21 protein-coding genes, 1 riboswitch and 1 other annotated feature are annotated in these 22,200 nt (G+C 36.0%); of the genes, 7 read left to right on the top strand and 14 right to left on the bottom strand.

Annotation, left to right across the window (positions count from 1 at the left end; genetic code table 11):
• Nucleotides 1-76: 76 nt before the first annotated feature.
• Nucleotides 77-1,348, top strand: a complete 1,272-nt coding sequence (locus B5V89_RS01955) for a BaiN/RdsA family NAD(P)/FAD-dependent oxidoreductase (protein WP_108070264.1) — start codon at nt 77-79, stop codon at nt 1,346-1,348.
• A gap of 8 nt (nt 1,349-1,356) precedes the next feature.
• Here the strand turns inward: B5V89_RS01955 and B5V89_RS01950 are convergent, their stop codons facing one another.
• The 8 genes from B5V89_RS01950 to B5V89_RS01915 form a co-directional block, all read right to left on the bottom strand.
• Nucleotides 1,357-1,539: a sporulation protein Cse60 gene (locus B5V89_RS01950; protein WP_066235888.1), complete on the bottom strand. Its 183-nt coding sequence runs from the start codon at nt 1,537-1,539 to the stop codon at nt 1,357-1,359.
• A 475-nt stretch (nt 1,540-2,014) separates the two neighbouring features.
• Nucleotides 2,015-2,329 carry a rhodanese-like domain-containing protein gene (locus tag B5V89_RS01945; RefSeq protein WP_066235886.1) on the bottom strand — a complete coding sequence of 105 codons (315 nt, stop codon included), beginning with the start codon at nt 2,327-2,329 and terminating at the stop codon, nt 2,015-2,017.
• An 83-nt stretch (nt 2,330-2,412) separates the two neighbouring features.
• Entirely contained in the window at nt 2,413-2,925 is a 513-nt protein-coding gene (locus B5V89_RS01940; RefSeq protein WP_235598414.1) for a class D sortase, read from the bottom strand.
• A gap of 62 nt (nt 2,926-2,987) precedes the next feature.
• Nucleotides 2,988-4,127 (bottom strand): processed acidic surface protein, encoded by a 1,140-nt coding sequence (locus B5V89_RS01935; RefSeq protein ID WP_181294591.1) that lies wholly within the window; start codon nt 4,125-4,127, stop codon nt 2,988-2,990.
• Nucleotides 4,128-4,349: 222 nt separating this feature from the next.
• A complete protein-coding gene (gene leuS, locus B5V89_RS01930) occupies nt 4,350-6,764 on the bottom strand; it encodes a leucine--tRNA ligase (RefSeq protein ID WP_066235881.1) in 2,415 nt (804 codons plus the stop codon).
• Between the two features lie 47 nt (nt 6,765-6,811).
• Nucleotides 6,812-7,042: a binding site (T-box leader), on the bottom strand.
• Between the two features lie 63 nt (nt 7,043-7,105).
• A complete protein-coding gene (locus B5V89_RS01925) occupies nt 7,106-8,293 on the bottom strand; it encodes an MDR family MFS transporter (protein WP_108070260.1) in 1,188 nt (395 codons plus the stop codon).
• A 211-nt stretch (nt 8,294-8,504) separates the two neighbouring features.
• Nucleotides 8,505-8,675 (bottom strand): glycogen biosynthesis protein GlgD, encoded by a 171-nt coding sequence (locus B5V89_RS01920; protein ID WP_066235876.1) that lies wholly within the window; start codon nt 8,673-8,675, stop codon nt 8,505-8,507.
• 22 nt (nt 8,676-8,697) lie between these two features.
• Nucleotides 8,698-8,973 (bottom strand): YtzC family protein, encoded by a 276-nt coding sequence (locus tag B5V89_RS01915; protein WP_066235875.1) that lies wholly within the window; start codon nt 8,971-8,973, stop codon nt 8,698-8,700.
• 151 nt (nt 8,974-9,124) lie between these two features.
• Here B5V89_RS01915 and mnmM point away from each other — a divergent pair, with 151 nt between their 5' ends.
• Nucleotides 9,125-9,697, top strand: coding sequence for a tRNA 5-(aminomethyl)-2-thiouridylate-methyltransferase MnmM (gene mnmM / locus B5V89_RS01910; protein ID WP_066235874.1), 573 nt, complete (start codon nt 9,125-9,127; stop codon nt 9,695-9,697).
• A 60-nt stretch (nt 9,698-9,757) separates the two neighbouring features.
• Here mnmM and B5V89_RS01905 read toward each other — a convergent pair whose 3' ends face one another.
• Both B5V89_RS01905 and B5V89_RS01900 read right to left on the bottom strand, forming a co-directional pair.
• A complete protein-coding gene (locus tag B5V89_RS01905) occupies nt 9,758-10,879 on the bottom strand; it encodes a tetraprenyl-beta-curcumene synthase family protein (RefSeq protein ID WP_108070258.1) in 1,122 nt (373 codons plus the stop codon).
• 14 nt (nt 10,880-10,893) lie between these two features.
• Nucleotides 10,894-11,700 carry an alpha/beta hydrolase gene (locus tag B5V89_RS01900; protein WP_066235872.1) on the bottom strand — a complete coding sequence of 269 codons (807 nt, stop codon included), beginning with the start codon at nt 11,698-11,700 and terminating at the stop codon, nt 10,894-10,896.
• A 208-nt stretch (nt 11,701-11,908) separates the two neighbouring features.
• On the opposite strand from B5V89_RS01900, the gene B5V89_RS01895 reads away from it, so the two are divergent.
• Complete coding sequence (locus B5V89_RS01895; protein ID WP_066235871.1) at nt 11,909-12,667, top strand: C39 family peptidase; 759 nt, start codon at nt 11,909-11,911, stop codon at nt 12,665-12,667.
• A gap of 23 nt (nt 12,668-12,690) precedes the next feature.
• Here the strand turns inward: B5V89_RS01895 and asnB are convergent, their stop codons facing one another.
• A complete protein-coding gene (gene asnB, locus B5V89_RS01890) occupies nt 12,691-14,589 on the bottom strand; it encodes an asparagine synthase (glutamine-hydrolyzing) (RefSeq protein ID WP_108070255.1) in 1,899 nt (632 codons plus the stop codon).
• A gap of 248 nt (nt 14,590-14,837) precedes the next feature.
• Nucleotides 14,838-16,040 carry a methionine adenosyltransferase gene (gene metK, locus B5V89_RS01885; RefSeq protein ID WP_107920714.1) on the bottom strand — a complete coding sequence of 401 codons (1,203 nt, stop codon included), beginning with the start codon at nt 16,038-16,040 and terminating at the stop codon, nt 14,838-14,840.
• Nucleotides 16,041-16,244: 204 nt separating this feature from the next.
• A riboswitch (SAM riboswitch) is annotated at nt 16,245-16,428 on the bottom strand.
• A gap of 241 nt (nt 16,429-16,669) precedes the next feature.
• Between metK and pckA the strand changes: the two genes are divergently transcribed.
• On the top strand, nt 16,670-18,259 hold the full coding sequence (gene pckA / locus B5V89_RS01880) for a phosphoenolpyruvate carboxykinase (ATP) (protein ID WP_108070253.1): 1,590 nt from the start codon (nt 16,670-16,672) through the stop codon (nt 18,257-18,259).
• A gap of 52 nt (nt 18,260-18,311) precedes the next feature.
• On the opposite strand, the gene B5V89_RS01875 is transcribed toward pckA, so the two are convergent.
• Both B5V89_RS01875 and B5V89_RS01870 read right to left on the bottom strand, forming a co-directional pair.
• On the bottom strand, nt 18,312-18,554 hold the full coding sequence (locus B5V89_RS01875; RefSeq protein WP_066235867.1) for a DUF2584 domain-containing protein: 243 nt from the start codon (nt 18,552-18,554) through the stop codon (nt 18,312-18,314).
• 49 nt (nt 18,555-18,603) lie between these two features.
• A complete protein-coding gene (locus B5V89_RS01870; RefSeq protein WP_066235866.1) occupies nt 18,604-19,398 on the bottom strand; it encodes an alpha/beta hydrolase family protein in 795 nt (264 codons plus the stop codon).
• 117 nt (nt 19,399-19,515) lie between these two features.
• On the opposite strand from B5V89_RS01870, the gene B5V89_RS01865 reads away from it, so the two are divergent.
• The 3 genes from B5V89_RS01865 to B5V89_RS01855 are packed head-to-tail and all read left to right on the top strand — an operon-like array spanning nt 19,516 to nt 22,104.
• Nucleotides 19,516-20,520, top strand: a complete 1,005-nt coding sequence (locus B5V89_RS01865; protein WP_066235865.1) for an ABC transporter substrate-binding protein — start codon at nt 19,516-19,518, stop codon at nt 20,518-20,520.
• A 17-nt stretch (nt 20,521-20,537) separates the two neighbouring features.
• Complete coding sequence (locus B5V89_RS01860; protein ID WP_108070251.1) at nt 20,538-21,311, top strand: ABC transporter ATP-binding protein; 774 nt, start codon at nt 20,538-20,540, stop codon at nt 21,309-21,311.
• Nucleotides 21,295-22,104 (top strand): ABC transporter permease, encoded by an 810-nt coding sequence (locus tag B5V89_RS01855; RefSeq protein ID WP_107920718.1) that lies wholly within the window; start codon nt 21,295-21,297, stop codon nt 22,102-22,104. Before B5V89_RS01860 ends, B5V89_RS01855 begins: the two co-directional genes overlap by 17 nt.
• Nucleotides 22,105-22,200 lie beyond the last annotated feature (96 nt).

Raw genomic sequence — 22,200 nt, 5'->3', positions numbered from 1 at the left:
CTTACTTAAAAAATTGACAATTTATTCGTTAATTCTTTTTTTAATACAGAAACTAGACAGAAAAAGGTGTTTCGTAATGACGTACGATGTAATTATTATCGGTGGGGGGCCATCCGGATTAATGGCTGCCATTGCTGCCGGTGAAAAAAAGGCAAAAGTTTTATTAATCGATAAAGGAAATAAGCTAGGTCGCAAGCTAGCGATATCTGGGGGTGGAAGATGCAACGTAACGAATCGGCTGCCTATCGATGAAATCGTTAAACATATCCCTGGCAACGGAAGGTTTTTATATAGTGCGTTCTCCATTTTTAATAATGAAGACATTATCCGTTTTTTTGAAAAATTAGGCATTGAACTAAAGGAAGAAGATCACGGACGAATGTTTCCGGTATCTAATAAGGCACAGTCTGTCGTTGATGCATTACTTAGACGCTTAGCGGAATTAGATGTAGAAATTCGGACGAATACGACTGTTAAAGATCTACATTTTTCTAATGGAGCAGTTGAAAGTGTTGAGCTAATGGATGGGAATAGGCTTACGACGCATTCAGTTGTCATTGCTGTTGGAGGTAAGTCCGTTCCCCATACAGGTTCGACCGGAGACGGCTTTCCATGGGCCGAAAAAGCTGGTCATACCATTTCTGAGCTTTTTCCAACAGAAGTACCCGTAACATCGGACGAGCCCTTTATCAAAGCAAAGACATTACAAGGATTGTCATTAAGAGATGTTGCAGTTAGTGTATTAAATCCTAAAGGGAAACCATTAATTACACATCAAATGGACATGATCTTTACCCATTTTGGAATTTCCGGTCCGGCTGTTTTAAGATGCAGCCAGTTTGTTGTGAAAGCAATGAAAAAATGGAACTTGAAACATGTAACTATGAATATTGATGCCATCCCTTCAATGAATGGAGAGGAACTATTTCAAAAGGTAGTGAAGTTAGTAAAAGACGAACCAAAAAAGGCAATAAAAAATTCATTAAAAGGAATTGTACCTGAGCGATATTTACTGTTTTTATTCGAACAAAACGATATCTCTCCTGATTCACAAGGCACTACTATTTCTACGGATCAATTAAGAAACTTTGCAAAGGCATGCAAACAATTTCAATTTAAAGTTAACGGGACACTTCCATTAGAAAAGGCGTTTGTCACTGGTGGAGGAGTTTCAGTCAAGGAAATCGAGCCAAAAACGATGGCCTCAAAATTTGTTCAAGGTCTTTATTTTTGCGGGGAAGTATTAGATATTTACGGATACACGGGAGGATATAATATAACCTCGGCATTAGTAACAGGAAGATTAGCAGGAATGAACGCAGCAAATATAGTAACGGAGTCCAATTAGGACTCCGTTTATTTTCTGTATAAAACCATAGCACTGAAACAATAAATTTGTTCGTCTTCATCCTCTGAAGTAACTGCTACATGATACTTAATATCTAATAATTTATTTTCCTCAATATCTTTTAAAAATAGATTAACATCCGCTTCTAAATCTTTTTCATGCTCATAATCAAACAATTTTACTTGGATCATTTTTTATCTTCCTCTCCATCTAGTTACTACTATTCTAGACAGAAAGGATAATTTTCAAAACATTCCGCATAAATTAAAAATAGGAATTACATGTTCTAACTGTGTTGAATTTATAGTGACATACAAAAAATAACGATTAGATGCAATGATTATGGAGCCATCGGACGGCTTCTCCTCTTTCCGGACCCATAGACTTACGCTTGACTTCCTCATCGGACCGCTTTTCTTCTTTCCGGACCCATAGATTCACACTTGACTTCCTCATCGGACCGCTTCTCTTCTTTCCAGACCCATAGACTTACGCTTCACTTCCACATCGGACCGCTTCTCCTCTTTCCGAACCTATAGACTTACGCTTGACTTCCACTTCGGACCGCTTCTCTTCTTTCCGAACATCGGACACAATAAATTCACAAAACCGCTTCGGCCTTAAAAAAAAAGCCAACTAAACATGTGTTTAGTCGGCTCATTAAATTTATAGCTTCGGCTTTGTTTCTCCTGTCCAGTTCAGCATGCCGCCTTCCATATTAATGACTTTATAGCCATTTTGATGAAGATATTCGCATACACGGCCGCTTCGGCCACCAGATCGGCATATCATTATATATTCTTTATTTTTGTCTAATTGATCAAGTGAATCAGGAATTTCGCCCATCGGGATATGTTTAGCTTGTTCAATCATTCCTTCAGCAACCTCTTCATGTTCACGAACATCAATTAGATTTAATTTTTCACCTTTATTTAGCTTGTCCTTTAACTCATCCGGTGTAATTGTACGAAAATCACTCATTGATTGCCTTCCTTTCTTTTCTGTTAATATACTTTCACCCATTATATCATCACAGAAAGGAAATACATATTTTTGATGCTTACTTAGTGTATTAAAACAGCCTCTATAATAAACCGTTGTGGTGCATCGCCAATAAAGTTAAATGGGTAGCAGGTGGTCACGGTTAATGTCGCCCTCGGTTTTGGTACGATGACAGTGCGATCATCTGCATCAACAATTCTCGTTTTTTTAATTTTATACTTAAATTGTCCCGCGTTTGTTTTTACAATTAATAGGTCATTTTTTTCCATTTGCCCAAGCTTTCGAAACACGGTATCCCGATGACCTGATAGTACTGAATTATCTTTTTCACCTGGCAAGACACTTTGAGAAAAATGTCCAACACCTTTTTCCAGTTCGTCTTCGTCTGCACCTTCATATATTTGTAAATCCGCATTGATTTTCGGAATGATTAATTGACCGATTATTTCCCCTTTAACAGGCGCCCTTTTGTATAGTGGTTCAGCTGTTTTCAAGTGAAAGGGCTTTTTCTGCGCAACAAATTTCTTCTCCGAAGCTTCGGGTTTTAATAATTTATAGCCATTTATACTTATCATCAATAATCCCGCGACTATTACTCCGATACAACAAGCGAAGTATACTCGTTTTTTTGTTACTTTCATATATTTATTGATCGCCACCTACGGAACAAAAATATGCCCATTGCCAATAATAATAGTCCACCTAATAAATAATCTCCATAATGTCCAGCAGTATTTGGTAACTTACCGCCTCTAACTGTTTTTTTCATAGGTGTTGTAATAGCTTTTTCAATCTTTTTGACCTTTTCAGCTGTATCTTTAATTAGTTCCGAACCAAACATATCAGGAGTTAAAATTAAGTCAGCTAATAATTTGCCATTATTATCGTAAATTTCGATTAATAAATTATATCCATTTGTTGAAGTTAATTGAGCTAGTTCATTCAATGAAATCGGCTTTTTATCGGAACCTTTCACTAAATAAAATTTAGTATTTAATTTAAATATGTTAAGCATTTCTTGATAAACATTTACGATTTCGTTTATTTCCTTTTCCGATAAATCCGATTTACTTTCAAAGTCTCCAATGGCCATCATACGTTCCGATAATTTATTTAGCTTATTTTCTACATTTTCATCCAACTTAAGGGACATAAAATGATTAAGTAAATTCCCTACTTCCTCATCGGTAATGCCAACTTTATCAAAAATATCGGAAAAGATATCTGATATCGAATCATCTGAATAAGAGATAAGTGCATCTTCAAGATCCTCAATGAATTCATAGTTATCAATTGAATCACCATTACTCTTCAATAAATTGACCATTTCATCGTATGTCATATCATACTCTTTCAATAATTCTTTTAGGTTTTTATCTGTTATTGGTGTTCCAATATAGAAAGAAACAGCATCATCAAGGGCATTGGTAAAATGATAAACATCATAAATATTGTCGGTTTTACCCATTTCCCCATTTTTAACTAAAAAGTTCTTAACATCCGTTTCATCTTTAAACTCATATTTCTTAATCAATTTTTGCAAATTATTTTCTGTAAGCGGCTCACCTACTAGTTTTTTAATATCGTTTATAGTTGAAAAAGATTTAATCGATGTATTGTAAAAATACTCCAAATGCTCATTTAGCTCTTTTTCAGTCATCCCGATACTTTCTAAATATGTTTGAAGCTCCGCTTTATTTGGTGCTGCAAAACTTACTTTCGGTAAAACCGTAAAACAAAGAAAAATTGCTGCAATGAATAATAAAATTCTTTTCAAATTCTTGCTCCCCCTAAATGTCAATTATGAACCTTTTTTTACAATAACCGATAAATAATTTTTTAGATAGAATTGACATACAGAAAATTTTGTATTATAATACGGAATTTTTTGCAAACAAAAAAACATGCAGAACCCTTCATTTATAAGGGTCTGCATGTAGAATTTCAAAGAATAAAAATTTTTATTTGGATAAATATACCGCTTTATCCGCTATTTTAGTTAGTTCGCAACAATATTTACGAGCTTTCCGGGAACGGCTATCACTTTTCGGACCGTTTTCCCTTCAATTAATTCTTTTACTTTAGCATCATTCATTACTTCTGATTCTAGCTGTTCACGAGTGATTTCACGAGAAACCATCATTTTTGAACGAACTTTTCCATTTAGCTGAATAACGATTTCAACCTCTGAATCAACTAGTTTTGATTCGTCATATGTTGGCCATGGTTCGTATGAAATTGTTTCACTATGACCTAGTTTACTCCAAAGTTCTTCTGAAATATGTGGACAGATCGGTGAAAGTAATTTAACAAATCCTTCAATATACGCTTTTGGTAAAACATCCACTTTGTATGCATCATTGATAAATACCATCATTTGCGAAATAGCAGTATTAAAACCTAAGTTTTCGTAGTCTTCTGTAACTTTCTTAACGGTTTGATGGTATACTTTTTCAAGAACTTCACTATTACCGGTTTGAACTTTATTAGAGATTTGGCCATCTTCATCGACTAACAATCTCCAGATACGGTCAAGGAATCTTCTTGCACCGTCTAATCCATTTGTCGACCAGGCAATCGATGCATCTAATGGACCCATAAACATTTCATAAAGGCGTAGCGTATCTGCGCCATGACTATCTATGATTTTATCAGGGTTGACGACATTCCCTTTTGATTTACTCATTTTTTCATTATTTTCGCCTAGAATCATTCCTTGGTTAAATAGCTTTTGGAATGGTTCTTTCGTAGGGACTACACCGATATCGTACAAAAATTTATGCCAAAATCTTGCATACAATAGGTGGAGTACTGCATGTTCCTGACCACCTATATAAATATCTACTGGCAACCATTTTTTTAATTTATCAAAATCTGCAATTGCTTTATCATTTTTAGGATCAATATAGCGCAAGAAATACCAGCTGCTTCCAGCCCATTGCGGCATCGTATTCGTTTCACGTCTACCTTTCTTACCGGTAGCGGGATCTTCAACATTTACCCAGTCGGCAATATTTGCTAAAGGTGATTCCCCTGTACCAGATGGCTTAATTTCCTTTGTTACCGGAAGAGTTAACGGAAGTTCATCTTCAGGCACTGGTGTCATTGTCCCATCTTCCCAATGAATAATAGGAATTGGTTCCCCCCAATAACGTTGACGGCTAAATAACCAGTCACGAAGGCGATAGGTTACTTTCTTCGTTCCCACATTTTTTTCTTCAAGCCACGCAATCATTTTTTCAATTGCTTCTTGTTTGTTAAGACCATCGAGGAATTCTGAATTAATATGTTCACCATCACCTGTGTATGCTTCCTTCTCGATGTCACCACCGGAAAGAACGGCTTTTATTTCAAGCCCGAATTTTTTTGCAAATTCATAATCCCTTTCATCATGTGCAGGAACCGCCATAATCGCTCCTGTTCCATAGCTCATAAGCACATAATCTGCGATCCAGATTGGCATTTTTTCATTATTCACAGGATTAATTGCGTATGCACCAGTAAACACACCTGTTTTATTTTTCGCTAAATCTGTTCGTTCAAGATCGCTTTTTGATTTAATTTGCTCCAAATATGTAGCAATTGCTGATTTTTGTGCTTCTGTAGAAATTACCTCAACTAGTGGATGTTCTGGAGCAAGAACAGCATATGTTGCACCAAACAAAGTATCCGGGCGCGTTGTAAATACTGTAAATGTTTCTTCTGTATTTTCAATTTTGAAAGTAACCTCTGCTCCTTCAGAACGGCCAATCCAATTTCTTTGCATTTCTTTTAAGTTTTCCGGCCAATCTAGCTCATCCAAATCATCTAGTAAACGATCAGCATAGGCAGTAATTTTAAGCATCCATTGTTTCATCGGACGGCGTTCTACCGGATGGCCGCCGCGTTCACTTTTCCCATCAATAACTTCCTCATTTGCCAGTACTGTACCAAGAGCAGGACACCAATTCACTGCTACTTCATCAATATAGGCAAGACCTTTTTCATACAGCTTTAGGAAAATCCATTGCGTCCATTTATAATAATCGGTATCGGTCGTATTCACTTCACGTTCCCAATCATATGAGAACCCAAGTGCTTTTATTTGACGTCGAAACGTTTCAATATTGTGTTTTGTGAATTCCGCAGGATCATTCCCTGTATCAATCGCATATTGCTCAGCAGGTAAACCAAATGCATCCCATCCCATTGGATGAAGAACATTATATCCTTGCATACGTTTCATTCTTGAAACGATATCTGTTGCTGTATAGCCTTCAGGGTGTCCTACATGTAGGCCTGCCCCGGATGGATAAGGAAACATGTCTAGTGCATAGAAATTTTTCTTATTCTCATCCTCAGTTGTTCGAAATGTATTGTTTTGTTCCCAATACTTTTGCCATTTTTCTTCAATTTCATGATGATTAAAGCTCATGAATCACGACCTCCTAATTTTTTCATACAAAAAACCCCTCATCCCAATAAAGGGACGAGAGGTAAAATTTTCTCCCGCGGTACCACCCAAATTAGTGTAAACACCACTCACTTCATTCATCCTTAACGCGGAAAACGGCAAATACTACTTAATCCTAAAGATGGATGTTCACATTTGCAACTCAAAGGTGAGTTCATGATGGTCTTGGTTGGCTTACACCGGCCGCCAACTCTCTTAATCAAGGGGACATCATTACTATTCCTTATCAACGTTAAACTATCTGATAATTGTATTTACCATTCTATCCAATTTTATTCAATCTTTCAAGCCCTTTTTAACACTCACATCGAAATGGACTGTTTTTCCTCTTTTGATTTTAAAGGACGGTCATAGATTAAAGATAGAACAATGGATATAACCAATAGAATTAGCAATACTTTAAATAATATGGACATCGAATATAAATCGACTAAAATACCGCCCAATAATGGACCAATCATTCGTCCGCCAGTCGCTGTACTATTAACAATCCCTTGAAAGAAGCCTTCTTTTCCTTTTGGCGCTAAACTATCGGCAATAGTAGGAACGGTCGGCCATACAAACATCTCACCAATGGTTAAAATGATCATTGCAGCTAAAAATCCTTTGAAATTTGATGCATAACCGGCAATACCAAACGAAATCATAAAAATAATAATTCCCGTAATGATGGGTGCTTTTAAATTGGTTCCAAAACGTTTTACGATTGGATTTAATAATGGCTGCCCCAAAACAATTAATGCGCCATTAATCGTCCACAGCATACTATATTGTCCAAGTGAAATATTTATTTCTTGCGTGTATGTGGAAATCGTAGACTGCCATTGCACATATCCGACCCAACATAATAAGTAGCCGCTGCACAAAATCAACAGAGCGATTAATTTTGTTCCGCTTTTCACGACTTTTTTCTCTTGAATGACTGAAGTATAGTTTCCTCGATCAATGTTAATTTTTCGATAACCGAAAAAGGCAATCAAGAAAAAGACAATAAACATAATTAAGTTAGCAAGAAAGATATAATCAAAAGAAAAAGAAGCAACAAAACCACCAAGTGCCGAACCAACTGCAACACCAAAATTTTGCGCAATATAAACGGCATTAAAAGCTTTTCTTCCCCCTTCTTTCCAGACTGCACCTGCCATCGCAAACATCGCCGGTACAATGATACCCGCTCCAAGCCCAATAATTGTTAAAAAGATTGGATATAGCGGCCATCCATGCCAAAAAGTCATTCCGATTAAAGATAAGATTGTAATCATTATTCCAAGTAAAATCGAACGAAAACCGCCGATTTTATCGTATAAGTTTCCACCAATTAAATTTCCTATTACGCTTGCAGCCGAATTTAACATTAAAACAATTCCTGCAACCGATAATGATTTCCCCAAGTGATCATGAATATAAATAGCATTTAACGGCCATAAAAAAGAAGAGCCAGTAACATTCACCATCATACCGATCACTAAAAGCCATAAGGATCTAGGCATGAAAATCGCTCCCTTCCTCCCCAATATTTACATTCCTACATCATTTTATTTCTTTTTATAACTTGCTTCAAGTGGCAAATCTCAAAAAAGCATACACATAATATTCTGTTAATCATTAAAAAGATGAGAGCGCCTTTCTAGGCAGTTGGAGCAGGACAAAAATGTAAAAAAGAGCGAGCTTGTCGCTCACTCCTTTATTATTTTCACTTGTTTAATCAGGATTTTCGATATGTTGTTTAGAGCGTATTGGCTGACTCTTTTTGGAATTTTGTTTCTTCAATTCTTTAACTGGATCGTAATCTTGCCCAACTTCCATATCTTGATTATTTATACCGTTTTTTGTTTTTTGTTCCGGGTTATTTTGTTTTGATCGTTTTTTCATAATATCCTCCGTAAATAAAGAATTATTGTGGTCGGTCATGATTTAATAGAGTCATTTGATTTTGCAGCTGTTGAATCTGTAATCTCATTCGATGTAATTGTTCTCTTTGTTGGGAATTGGCACTATTTGCAAGCTGGGCTAATTCATTGTATGAACCTTCAAGCTGCTGCATTGCATATTGATATTCATTATCGTAATAATGCTCCTGCCTGCTTCCTTCGATAAACTGTTCTTTTGCATAGCTAATCGCTTCTTCACATCGTTGAATATGTTCGCTAACAGATTGTCTTGTTGCCAATTTATGACTCCTCCTTTTATATGACGGAGTTTTAAGGCATAGCATGCCTCAACATTATTTTGTTCATTTGTTTACGGACTATGTTGGCAATTTCGAGGAAATAAATTAGACTTGTATCATTAAAGAAATTCAAATATTTAGAGGTGTAATTGTGAAACTTCAAAAAATTTTAGACTTTTCCCATACGTTACTAAAAAAAGCAATTTCCCCCAATGACATTGTCGTGGATGCTACGGTAGGCAACGGGCATGATACCGAGTTTTTAGCAAAATTGGTTGGACAAAATGGGCATGTATATGGCTTTGATATTCAGGAAGAGGCATTGATGCATGCGCGAGACTATTTGGACAAGGAAAACCTGTTAACTAATATTACTCTTTTTAACAAAGGGCACGAAACGATTAAAGATACCATTCCTTCACACCATTTTGGAAAAATTTCCGCCGCTATTTTTAATTTAGGGTACTTGCCTGGCGGGGATAAACAAATTGTTACACATTCCTCAACAACTATTGCAGCAGTCGAACAGCTTTTAGAAATAATGAGTCCCGAAGCAATGATTGTTGTTGTCATTTATCACGGTCATCCGGAAGGTGCAATTGAAAAAGATGAAGTGATGAATTTTGTAAAAAGTATCGATCAAAAAAAGGCCCATGTTTTAAAATACGAGTTCATTAATCAAATAAATAACCCGCCATTTATCATCGCTATTGAAAAACGATAACCAATATCGGTTATCGTTTTTTTTGCTGTCCAGCGCAAGTAGCCTAGCTTTCCGCTTTTCTTAGTGTAGCTCTGCACTTCTTTTTTTCGTTTTTAACAAAGCTTTTAAAACTCCTGTTGGGATTAAACTTTTTATTTTTCGGTATGCTCGTCCATTCCAATAAAAAAAGTAGCTAATTGATCCCCCATGTTTAATTAATTCTCTCGCTATTTTTTGAACATCTTTTTGTTTACTCACTTTATCATCAGATAAATAAACAGCTAAAAGCCCTCGATTAATAAATTTATGGAATTTCTGATCAGGCAATTTTTCCGTATGTATATCTGCCTCTGTTAAAAAGTGTGTTAATCGTTCAAACATTTCTTCATTATTATCATAATAGAAACAGAAGTTTAAATCTCCACCTTCTCGATCTTCATCCTGATCGATAAAATAATCAAGAAGGATGTGCAAACCTTGAATATAAGGAAAATACCCTTCACGAATGCTCTTTGCGTGGTCCTCAATAAAATCTTTTCGGAAACAATAAGATACGAGACAAAATATTCCCAAAGTGGAACCGGAGCATGCGGAAAATTCATGCCATCCCATTTGCGGTAAGGATGATTGATATGTTTTGAACCATGATTGTAAACGAGGCTCTCTTTCCTCAACTTTTACATGCTTATGTACTTGTAAATCACAGTAATACTGGCATAATTCTAATAAAGAATCTCTTATTAGATCATATTTTGTTAACGAAGATAATACTTTTTGGCATGTTAAGACCAATTCCTCTAAATAGCCGCCATCATCTTGATCATCCCGAAGTCGATAATAATTTTTCGTTTTTGCATGAATCGATAACGAATCTCTCATCGACTCGTGTAACGCTTCAAAATCAGCGGGATCTAAAGAGGTGCTTCTGTCACAAAGATTATCCAAGTAATCACTAATTGTTTGATACGCTACAATAAACTTTATTGCCTCATCCCTACGATCAAGAGCTAATAATGCAAGAATGGAACCACCTTCACAATGAAAAGTTTTATGCTCAATACTAGCTAATGCTTGGTTTCTAAGTTCTTGGTTGGGGATTGATGCAGCTTTTTCTTTCCAGTACATTAATTCACGATGAACAGTCGGAAAAACTTTCCTGTACACCTGATTCATCAATGAAAATGGATTCGAAGGGACGGACATCTTTAAAAATCACCTCAATTAATTATATAGCCTAAAGCGCGAAGTCTTGTTTCGACAAAATTCTTTGCATATTGGAAAGCTTCTTCCCGTTCCGGTTCATTAAATATTTCATGAAAGCTATTTGGCCAAACTTTATATTGTTTCTCGGAAAGTGTTACTTTATTAAACCAATCGTTTACAGCTTGTTTATTTACAATTTTATCATTTCCACCTTGTAAAACCAAAAAAGGAATATCTGGTATTTTCGACATATTTGTGAAGGCCAGTTTCATTGCCTGTACTAATTCTCTGTACCATCTGACAGAAATTTTTGTTACATATAAAGAATCATTTAAAGCGAGCTCTCGTGCTTCCTCATTTCTTGTTACATCCTCTATCGTTAAGCCACTGGAAAATTTCACTTTCGGAGCAACTTTATTCATTAATACTGATAGAAAACTTAAAAATTTTGAAGGATAGGTAACTAAATCTAAACATGGCGCGGATAAAATTACGCCCGCAAGATTTAATCTTTCTTCTTGAAGGGTCCGAATGACCGCCAAACCTCCCATACTATGTCCAAATAGAAATACTGGTACATCAAATTGATAGGCCGTTTGTACCCAATCTTTTATTTCGAAAATATATTCATCAAAGGAATCGATATGACCTCTTTGGGATCTTGTTGTCATTCCTTGTCCTGGCAAATCTCCCATTATTACATGGTAGCCTGATGAACGCCACATTTCAATGAGCCAACTATATCTCCCATGATGCTCCATCGCACCATGGACCATTACGATAATAGCTTTTGGACCTTGATCCGCTTCCCATTTCCACATATCTGATACCTCCTTAATTCAAGCATAGTAATCTCTTCCTAATTATAAAAGAAAAAAGCAAAATAGGAAAAGAGCCTTTTATATTGTACCCATTTATATAAATGAAAAAATAAAATGGATCGCTCTTTTTTATTTACTTTATAATAAAAACTTTAATATTGACGAAAAATGCCGATGTATATAGTAAGGATAATGTAAAGGTGATTTTATGAAATCTATTATAGCAGGTTTTACAGCATTTCTATTTTTTATTATTATTTTTATTTATGGCTATCAAAATTTTGAACATGCCAGTGAAATGGCGGACCGAACAATTGATTTAAACAACCAAAATTCAAAACAATATTCGATTGTGAAAATAAAGGACAAGGTTCTTTTAGATATTCCCGTCACTTCACAATTTCCAGAATTAGCTCGTGGATGCGAAGTAACTAGCTTGTCTATGTTACTAAATTCAGCAGGAATCAAAAGTGATAAAATGACCCTTGCGAAACAAATTAAAAAAGATCCGACACCACGCAAAATAATTAACAACAACATTTATTATGGGCACCCAAACGACGGATTTGTCGGCGATATATATACGTATAGTAAACCGGGACTTGGTGTTTATGTTCAACCAATAATTGAATTAGCGAATAAATATTTGCCTGGTAAAATAGTTAACCTAACGAAAAGCTCATTTGATGAATTAAAAATACCTTTATCAAACGGGCAACCAATCTGGGTAATTATTAATACACAATACAAAAAACTCCCTGATTCCTATTTTACAACATGGCATACAAAAAAAGGTGCCATCCGCATCACTAGTAAAGAACATTCAGTATTAATTACAGGTTACGATAAAAACTTTATTTATTTCAACGATCCACTGACTGGTAAGAAAAATAAAAAAGCACCCATTAACGACTTTAAAGAAGCCTGGGTGCAGATGGGCAGCCAAGCGATTACATACCACGAATAGGTATGTAAACCGCGGCTGCTTTTTTAAATATTAACCCCTTCAGTTTGGAGTTTATATTGTTTTTGGAAATCATATTTTTCTTCTAAGTATACTGCATGCCATATCATAAAGATGAGGACAGTCCATATTTTACGGCTGTGATCCATTTTTCCTTGGCAATGTTCCTCTAAAAGGTTTAAAACATAATGCTTATTAATGATGTGATCGGTGCCACTTTCATGAATAATTTGTTTTGCCCAATCATGCATTTCATCTTTTAGCCAATGACGGATTGGCACCGGGAAGCCAAGTTTCTTTCGAGTTAACACGTGATCCGGAACGACGCCTTCAGCCGCTTTTCTTAAGATGTATTTCGTTGTATTATTCGCTGTTTTTAAACTTGTCGGTATTTGGGAAGCAATTTTAAAGACTTCTTTATCTAAAAATGGAACCCTTAATTCTAATGAATGTGCCATCGTCATTTTATCCGCTTTTAATAAAATATCACCGCGCATCCATGTATGAATATCAATGTACTGCATTCGATCAACCGGATCGTAATTTTTCGTTTCAGCATACAGTTGTTTTGTAATGTCTGTATATTCTAATCCTGAACGATATTGTGCTAGCAGATCCTTTTTCTCGGATTCACTGTACATCTTTGCATTTCCAATATATCTTTGTTCCATCGGTGTTACTCCACGCTCAATAAAGCTTTTCCCTTTCACACCTTCAGGCAAAATTTTCGCTAATGCTTTTAATAAAGACTTACCAACGGCAGGAATTTTATTAAATACTTCTAGTGATTGCGGTTCTCTATAAATATTATAACCACCGAATAGTTCATCCGCACCTTCACCAGATAAAACAACTGTTACATGCTTTCTTGCTTCACGTGCCACGAAATACAAAGGAACGCATGCAGGGTCCGCTAACGGATCATCTAAATGCCAAATAATTTTTGGCAATTCCTTCATATATTCATCCGGGGTAATTATATAACTAATATTTTCGACACCAAGTTTATCCGCTGTTTCTTTTGCTACATCAATTTCACTGAAGCCATTGTGTTCAAATCCGACTGAGAATGTTTTGATGTTTGGATGATATTGCTTCGCAATGGACGCAATAATCGAAGAATCAATCCCACCAGATAAGAATGAACCTACTGGTACGTCACTTCTCATATGAACGTTGACAGAATCAAATAAGACGTCTCTAATTTCCTTAATAAATTCATCTTCAGATTTTTGTACAGGCTGGAAGGACGCTTTCCAATAGCGTTTGATCTCCATTGGTTTTCCTAATTTTTTAATAAAATAATGGCCTGGTTCTAGTTTTTTGATTCCTGCTGTCATGGTTTCCGGTTCCGGCACAAATTGAAACGTCATATAATGTTGAGCAGCTTCATAATTTAATTCTTCATGCTCCATTGCGAGCAGAATACTTTTCTTTTCAGAAGCAAAGAATGTACGTCCTTTTTCTTCTTTATAAAAGAATGGCTTAATACCAAATGGATCGCGAGCACCAATCAATGTTTGCTCCTGTTTATCCCAAATAGTAAAAGCAAACATGCCGCGAAGCTTAGAAACTGCGTCTTCTTTATAGTAGCTGTACAGTGCAATGATAACTTCCGTATCAGAAGCCGTTTCAAAAGTTAGCCCCGCTTCAATCAATTCATTTCGTAATTCCACATAATTATAAATTTCACCATTAAAAATAATCCAATATCGCTCATTTTCATATGTTAACGGCTGGTGTCCGCTTTCTATATCAATAATACTCAATCTGCGGAAACCAAATTGAATATGTTCATCTTCAAAAAATCCTTCATCATCAGGACCACGATGAGTGATAATATCATTCATGTTTTTAAATAGTTGTCTGTCTGTTTCTCTTAATCCGACCTCGTTGTCATGTATACAACCAACAAATCCACACATTATGTATGTCACCTACTCCATTCCAAATTAACATACTTATTTATTACAATTTTATATTAATATTAATCGTGATTCCAATGAGCTACTGCAATGGGCAATATTCAACATTTTTCACACCATATTATACTATCATTTTTTTTTCCTTTTTGCAGTAGACAATATATATATTTTATTGGTAAGAACTGCGAATAATTATTTTTACAAAAACAAGTGGAGTTTACAAATACTGTAACTCCACTTGTTTCGTATTATTTATTTAAAGTTTCTTTACGTAAGTTTTCGGCTTTATCTGTTCTTTCCCATGGAAGGTCAAGATCGTGACGTCCGAAATGACCGTAGGCAGCTGTTTGTTTATAAATTGGGCGACGTAAATCTAACATTTTGATAATTCCTGCCGGGCGTAAATCAAAATGTTTTCGGACTGCATCAATTAATACATCTTCAGATGCTTTTCCGGTACCAAATGTATCAATGGAAATAGATACCGGTTGAGCAACCCCAATTGCATAGGCAAGTTGGACTTCACATTTATCAGCTAATCCCGCTGCAACAATGTTTTTAGCTACATATCGTGCCGCATAAGCAGCAGAGCGGTCAACTTTTGTTGGATCTTTTCCGGAGAATGCTCCTCCGCCATGACGCGCATAACCGCCATACGTATCAACAATGATTTTTCGGCCAGTTAGCCCAGCATCACCTTGAGGTCCGCCAATAACGAAACGGCCTGTAGGATTAATAAAGTATTTCGTTTCCTCGTCAATTAACTCACTAGGAACAACTGGATTAATTACGTGTTCTTTAATATTGCGTTGAATTTGTTCCAAGCTAATTTCAGGATGGTGTTGGGTAGAAACGACGATTGTATCAATACGAATTGGTCGATCATTTTCATCATATTCTACTGTTACTTGTGTTTTTGCATCAGGTCGTAAATATGGCAATATTTCTTCCTTACGCACCTCTGCAATCCGACGAGCTAATTTATGTGCTAGAGAAATCGGTAACGGCATAAGTTCTTTCGTTTCATTGCAAGCAAAACCAAACATTAAGCCTTGGTCACCTGCACCGATTGCTTCAATTTCATCATCAGACATTTGACCTTCGCGTGCTTCCAATGCTTTATCGACACCCATAGCAATATCCGCTGATTGTTCATCGATTGATGTTAGGACTGCACATGTTTCTGAATCAAAGCCATATTTTGCACGTGTATATCCGATATCTTTAATTGTTCCACGAACAATTTTTGGAATGTCGACATATGTATTAGTTGTAATTTCTCCAGCTACTAACACAAGACCTGTCGTAACTGAAGTTTCACAAGCTACACGGGCATTCGGATCTTTTTCTAAGATTGCATCTAAAATGGCATCTGAAATTTGGTCACAGATTTTATCTGGATGTCCCTCAGTCACGGATTCAGACGTGAATAAACGACGCTTATTTGACATTTTTATTCCTCCCTCATACAATTACTATCTATTTTTACGCCTCACGGTACTCATTCCCTAATAGTATGAAATAAACCACAGATTTTATCCTAAACATAAAAATCCGGGTTCATAGGTTTCGAAAGTGGGTAATATCAAAAATGAATAAAACCCTTCCCCATCATATGTACTATGTGAGGAAAGGTTCATTACCCATGCCTTTCACTCTTATCGTTCAAGGATTTTACCTTGCCTCAGGTTAGCACCGTGCGTCCTAGCTGTTAGAAGTAAGAGGTTAGAATTTTGAGGAGCAAAACCTGCTTCTCTTTCTAACTTCCAAATCACTAACTATAGAATGTCGGTTGCCGGGTTTCATTGGGCCTGTCCCTCCACCAGCTCGGGATAAGAGTATCCGTTCAAGGTAAAATATTACGCAATTTGTTGGATGGTGTCAATAAATAATTTTTCTATTTTAAACTTGTACAATTGACTTCCTTATTATATTGTGGAATTGAAAAAACTTTTAATTTAACAATTTCATATATTTTAAAAAAATGCGCACATATAGTATAGACTATATATATAATTGTGTTATACTAATTAACGAATAAAAGGATACTTAAATTTTTTATAAAGGAAGGTTAGTATAAATGAAATCAGCTACTTTTTCAAATACATTAACAAATGTTTTAGTCGGAAAAAACGTCCTTACTCAATTAGCTGTACCTCAATTAGTGGAAAAGGTATTAGAACGGGGTGAAGGAATCTTAACATCAACAGGTGCGGTCCGTGCTGAAACTGGAAAATATACTGGCCGTTCCCCTAAAGATAAATATATTGTTGAAGAAGCTTCTTCAAAAGATGCAATCGATTGGGGTTCTGTAAATCAACCAATCTCCGAGGAATCATTTAATAAATTATATACAAAGGTGATTAATTACTTACAAGAGCAAGAAGAAGTATTTGTTTTTAAAGGATTTGCGGGTGCTGACAAAAGAAATCAATTACCGATCCAAGTGGTAAATGAATATGCTTGGCATAATCTATTTGCGCAACAATTATTTATTCGACCAACCGAAGAGGAACTAAAAACCCATGAAGCACAATTTACTATTTTATCTGCTCCCAATGTGAAAGCGGATCCATTAACAGATGGGACTAATTCGGAAACGTTTGTCGTTGTTTCGTTTGAACGTCGGATTATTCTTATAGGCGGTACTGAGTATGCCGGTGAAATGAAGAAAAGTATTTTTTCAATCATGAATTATCTTTTACCTCAAAATGATATTCTACCGATGCATTGTTCCGCAAATGTAGGTGCTGAAGGAGATGTCGCTTTATTCTTCGGATTATCCGGAACGGGCAAAACGACGTTATCTGCGGATCCAAATCGCCGCTTAATTGGTGATGATGAACATGGATGGTCATCGAATGGTGTATTTAATATAGAAGGTGGATGCTATGCAAAATGCATCGGTCTTACTCGCGAAAAAGAGCCACAGATCTATGATGCAATTCGATTCGGTGCAGTTTTAGAAAATGTAATGGTCGACGAATTGACTCGTGAACCATTATATGATGATGCGACATTAACTGAAAATACACGTGCTGCATACCAAATCCAAGCAATTGACAATATCGTTGAACCAAGTATTGCTGGACACCCACAAACAATTGTCTTTTTAACAGCAGATGCTTTCGGGGTATTACCTCCAATCAGCAAATTAACAAAAGAGCAAGCAATGTATCATTTCCTAAGTGGGTATACTTCCAAACTAGCAGGAACAGAACGTGGAGTTACTTCTCCAGAAGCCACTTTCTCAACTTGTTTTGGTTCACCATTTTTACCTTTGCCAGCTACAGTATACGCTGAAATGCTAGGGAAAAAGATTGATGAGCATGGGGTTCAAGTCTTCTTAGTCAATACAGGTTGGACTGGCGGAGAATATGGGGTAGGAAGCCGGATGAAATTAAGTTATACAAGAGCAATGGTTCAGGCTGCATTAGAAGGAGAACTTCAATCGGTCGAAACAAAACAGGATGATATTTTCGGATTGCACATTCCATTACATGTACCCGGAGTGCCTGATGAAGTGTTGATTCCTAATAAAACATGGGAAAACCAACAGGCATATGATGAAAAAGCACAAGAGCTTGCCACAAAGTTCAAAGAAAACTTTAAGAAATTCGGTCATCTTTCACAAGAAATTGAAATGCATGGCGGTCCAATTATAAAATAATATAAAGGAAAGGGACTGGANNTCCAGTCCCTTTCCTTTATATCGATTATCATTAATTACTTGAATTCAATGAAATTAGTTGGTATGTGATTTTCGTTTTTTCACTTTCCCACTCAAGCTTTCTAATTACCGCAGTTCCTCTTGTTTCACTTTCTTTCGTTTTACGTATATCCATTGGAATATCAATTGGATACAAACGGTATCCTTCCTTTTCCAATATGAATAAGTTTTCTTCTAATCTTTTTTCATTTCCTTTAGTTATGATCATTGTATTTAATTCTAATGGCATCCCCATCGTTACAGCCTCCCCTTTCGAACATAATATTCCTTTTAGTTTACCATGTTTATGACCTGTTTTTCATCCAGGAGCATAAATCAGTAACAATTTGACGGTTTATTGCAGGTGGAAAATAATGAGTATAATTTGGAAAATACCATGTCTCAACTTCTTTTTTATAAACTTTTAACCTTTCTTCCAATCTTATTGCATGTTCAATTGAAACATTCCTGTCTTTTACTCCGTGAATAATTAATACTGGTTGATTAAGTCTGTCGATCGAATATAAAGGGGTTCGCTCTTGATAAAGTTCAGGATATTTTTTTGGTGTCCCTCCAATTACTCGTTTCAACATTTTACGTAAATCTTTTCTTTCATAATAAGTAAGGAACATATCGGATACACCTCCCCATGTCACTACCGATTTAGCATCATTTCGATTGATCGCAGTATGAAGAGCCATTATCCCTCCTCTTGAAAATCCAAAAATATGTATTCGATTACTTTTTACTCTTCGGTACTGCTTCAAAAGATCAAAAGCAGTATATGCATCTTTTCGATCTTCTCCCCCAAAATCTTCATTCCCTTCCCCACCGCGATTTCCTCGATAAAAAGGGGCAAATACAATAAATCCCTCCGCTGCAAATTGCCCAATACGAGCAGGTCTTACCATACCGACGTTTTTAATTCCCCCTCTTAAATAGAGAAAACCATCATATTCTTTATCATCTCGTGGTTCAGCTAATAACCCCTTAACCTTCAACCCATCTGATATATAGGTTATCATACACATTCGAACGTTTGGATTCGGAGAAGGAAAAGGCTGCTTCTCAATTACGTATGAACTGATACTAATTTGCATTACATTTTAACCTCCAACCTTTTACTTCTAACCTCTAAAAAATAGGCATTCACACATTTTTATGTTTATCATACGATACTTTATCAGAATTAGTAACAAAAAGGAGGATAATGGGTCATGAAAAAAGGGCTTAAAATTAGCTTCTCACTATTAATGACCGCCATTCTTATTTTTTCCCTAGGTGCCTGTTCCAAAACAGAATCCTTAAAGAAAGTTCGAGTGGCAGAAGTTACACGTTCGGTTTTCTATACACCACAATATGTCGCAATTGAAAAAGGTTTTTTTAAAGATGAAGGACTGGACATTGATTTAAAAACAACCGCTGGTGGAGATAAAACGATGACTACATTATTATCTGATGGAGCAGATGTAGCATTAGTTGGTTCTGAAACGTCCATTTACGTTTATGCACAAGGGGCTGAAGATCCGGTCATTAATTTTGCCCAACTAACGAGAACAGATGGAACCTTCTTAGTTTCTCGCGAAAAAAAGGAAGACTTCTCATGGGATCAGTTAAAAGGGTCCACTTTCCTCGGTCAGCGTAAAGGCGGTATGCCGCAAATGGTTGGCGAATTTGTACTAAAAGATAAGGGAATCGAACCTCATAAAGATTTGAAATTAATTCAAAACATTGATTTTGCTAATGTCGCAAACGCTTTTGCTTCCGGAACCGGGGACTATGTTCAATTATTCGAGCCGACGGCATCCGTTTTTGAAAAAGAAGGGAAAGGTCATATTGTTGCCTCTTTCGGTAAGGAATCCGGTAGTGTGCCCTACACCGATTACATGGCGAAAGAAAGTTTTCTTAAAAAAAATAAAGATACACTTGAAAAATTTGTTCGTGCTATTTATAAGGCAGCTAAATGGGTAGAAGAAAATGATCCTAAAGAAGTGGCCGAAGTCGTTCAACCATTCTTTGAAGATGTTGATGTTGAAATCTTAGCCTCTTCCATTGAACGATATCAAAAGCAAGGTTCATTTGGAACAGATTTAATATTAAATGAAGAAGGCTGGAATCACCTACAAGATATCATGGAAGAAGCTGGTGAATTACCAAAAAGAGTCGACTATAAAACACTAGTCAATACTTCCATCGCTGAAAAAGCTTTACAAAATAAATAAGGAGGTTTTCTTATACTATGAGCTTCCTAACCGTCCAAAATGTCCACCATAGTTACTTCACACCGAAATCAGTGACAAACGCCTTACAAAATATAAGTTTTGACATAGAGGAAGGGGAGTTTATTTCCTTAGTAGGACCTAGTGGCTGCGGAAAAACAACAATGCTATCCATACTGTCTGGTTTAATTTCACCAACGGAAGGAAAAGTATTGATTGATGGCAGGTTACCTAATTCGCAAACGACTTCAATTGGATATATGCTCCAACAAGATTATTTATTTCCGTGGAAAACAATCGAAGAAAATATTTTACTAGGGTTAAAACTTCAAAATCAACTAACCGCGGAAAAAAAGGAGAAAACGCTCGGACTCCTTAAAGAAATCGGTTTAAGTGGAATTGAAATGCAATATCCTAAACAGCTTTCAGGTGGAATGAGACAAAGGGCCGCATTAGTGCGAACACTTGCGATCAATCCGAAAATATTATTTTTAGATGAGCCTTTCTCTGCATTAGATTACCAAACAAAATTAAAATTAGAGGATTTAGTCTTTGATACGCTTAAAGCCTATCGAAAAACAGCAGTCCTTGTCACCCATGACATTGGAGAAGCCATTTCGATGAGTGACCGAATATTATTATTTAATGCTAAGCCGGGAAGATTACACAAAGTATTCTCCGTTCCAGAGGAATTGCGCAATCTCCGTCCATTTGATGTAAGAAGTAAAGAAGCGTATTCAATATTATTTCAAGAAATTTGGAAGGAGTTGGAGTCACTTGAAAATGACGGATAATACCGAACTCCTTCATCAACAATATCTTCATCACTTGAGAAAAGAAAAAAGATTGGTTCGTCTATATCAAATTATCATCTTATTTGCATTTTTCGCTTTATGGGAAGTAGCCAGTCGTTACCATTGGATTAACCCGCTTATCTTTAGTTCACCGTCAAAAATATGGAAATTATTCATTAGTAAACTTCAAGATGGCAGTTTGTATTTGCATACCGGGGTGACTGTATATGAAACGATGCTCGGATTCATACTTGGAACTCTTTTAGGTGCTATATTAGCTGGTATTCTTTGGTGGTCTCCAAAACTCTCAAAAATTCTCGACCCTTATCTCGTTGTTTTTAATGCGATGCCAAAAGTTGCATTTGGTCCAATGTTAATTGTTATTTTCGGAACAGGTTTAAATTCCAGTATTGCGATGGGCATCATTATTTCAGTTATCGTAACAACCATCGTTATCTATACAGCATTTCGTGATGTCGACCCAAACTATATAAAAGTATTACAAACATTTGGTGCTTCGAGGGGACAAAAGTTTAAAGAGGCCATTCTTCCTGCAACTTTTCCAACTATTATCTCAACCTTAAAAGTAAATGTTGGATTATCTTGGGTTGGTGTTATTGTCGGTGAGTATTTAGTTGCATCAAAAGGTCTTGGTTATTTAATCATCTACGGCTTCCAAGTATTTAATTTCACCTTAGTTATGCTTTCATTAATGATTGTTGCTGTCATTGCTACAATTATGTACCAATTAGTTGCTATATTAGAAAAAAAATTAGTGAAAAAAGATTCATGAAAATTCGTCGATTTTTTATAATCGGCGAATTTTTTATGAAACCTTTTTCGGATGATATCGTACATATAAGTGATAACAAAAAGGAGTGATATTCGT

The organism is Heyndrickxia sporothermodurans (assembly GCF_003055045.1).
In the GTDB taxonomy this organism is placed as follows: domain Bacteria; phylum Bacillota; class Bacilli; order Bacillales; family Bacillaceae_C; genus Heyndrickxia; species Heyndrickxia sporothermodurans.
The sequence above is the reverse complement of the archived record's forward strand: the minus strand, read 5'-3'. Positions and strand labels throughout refer to the sequence as shown.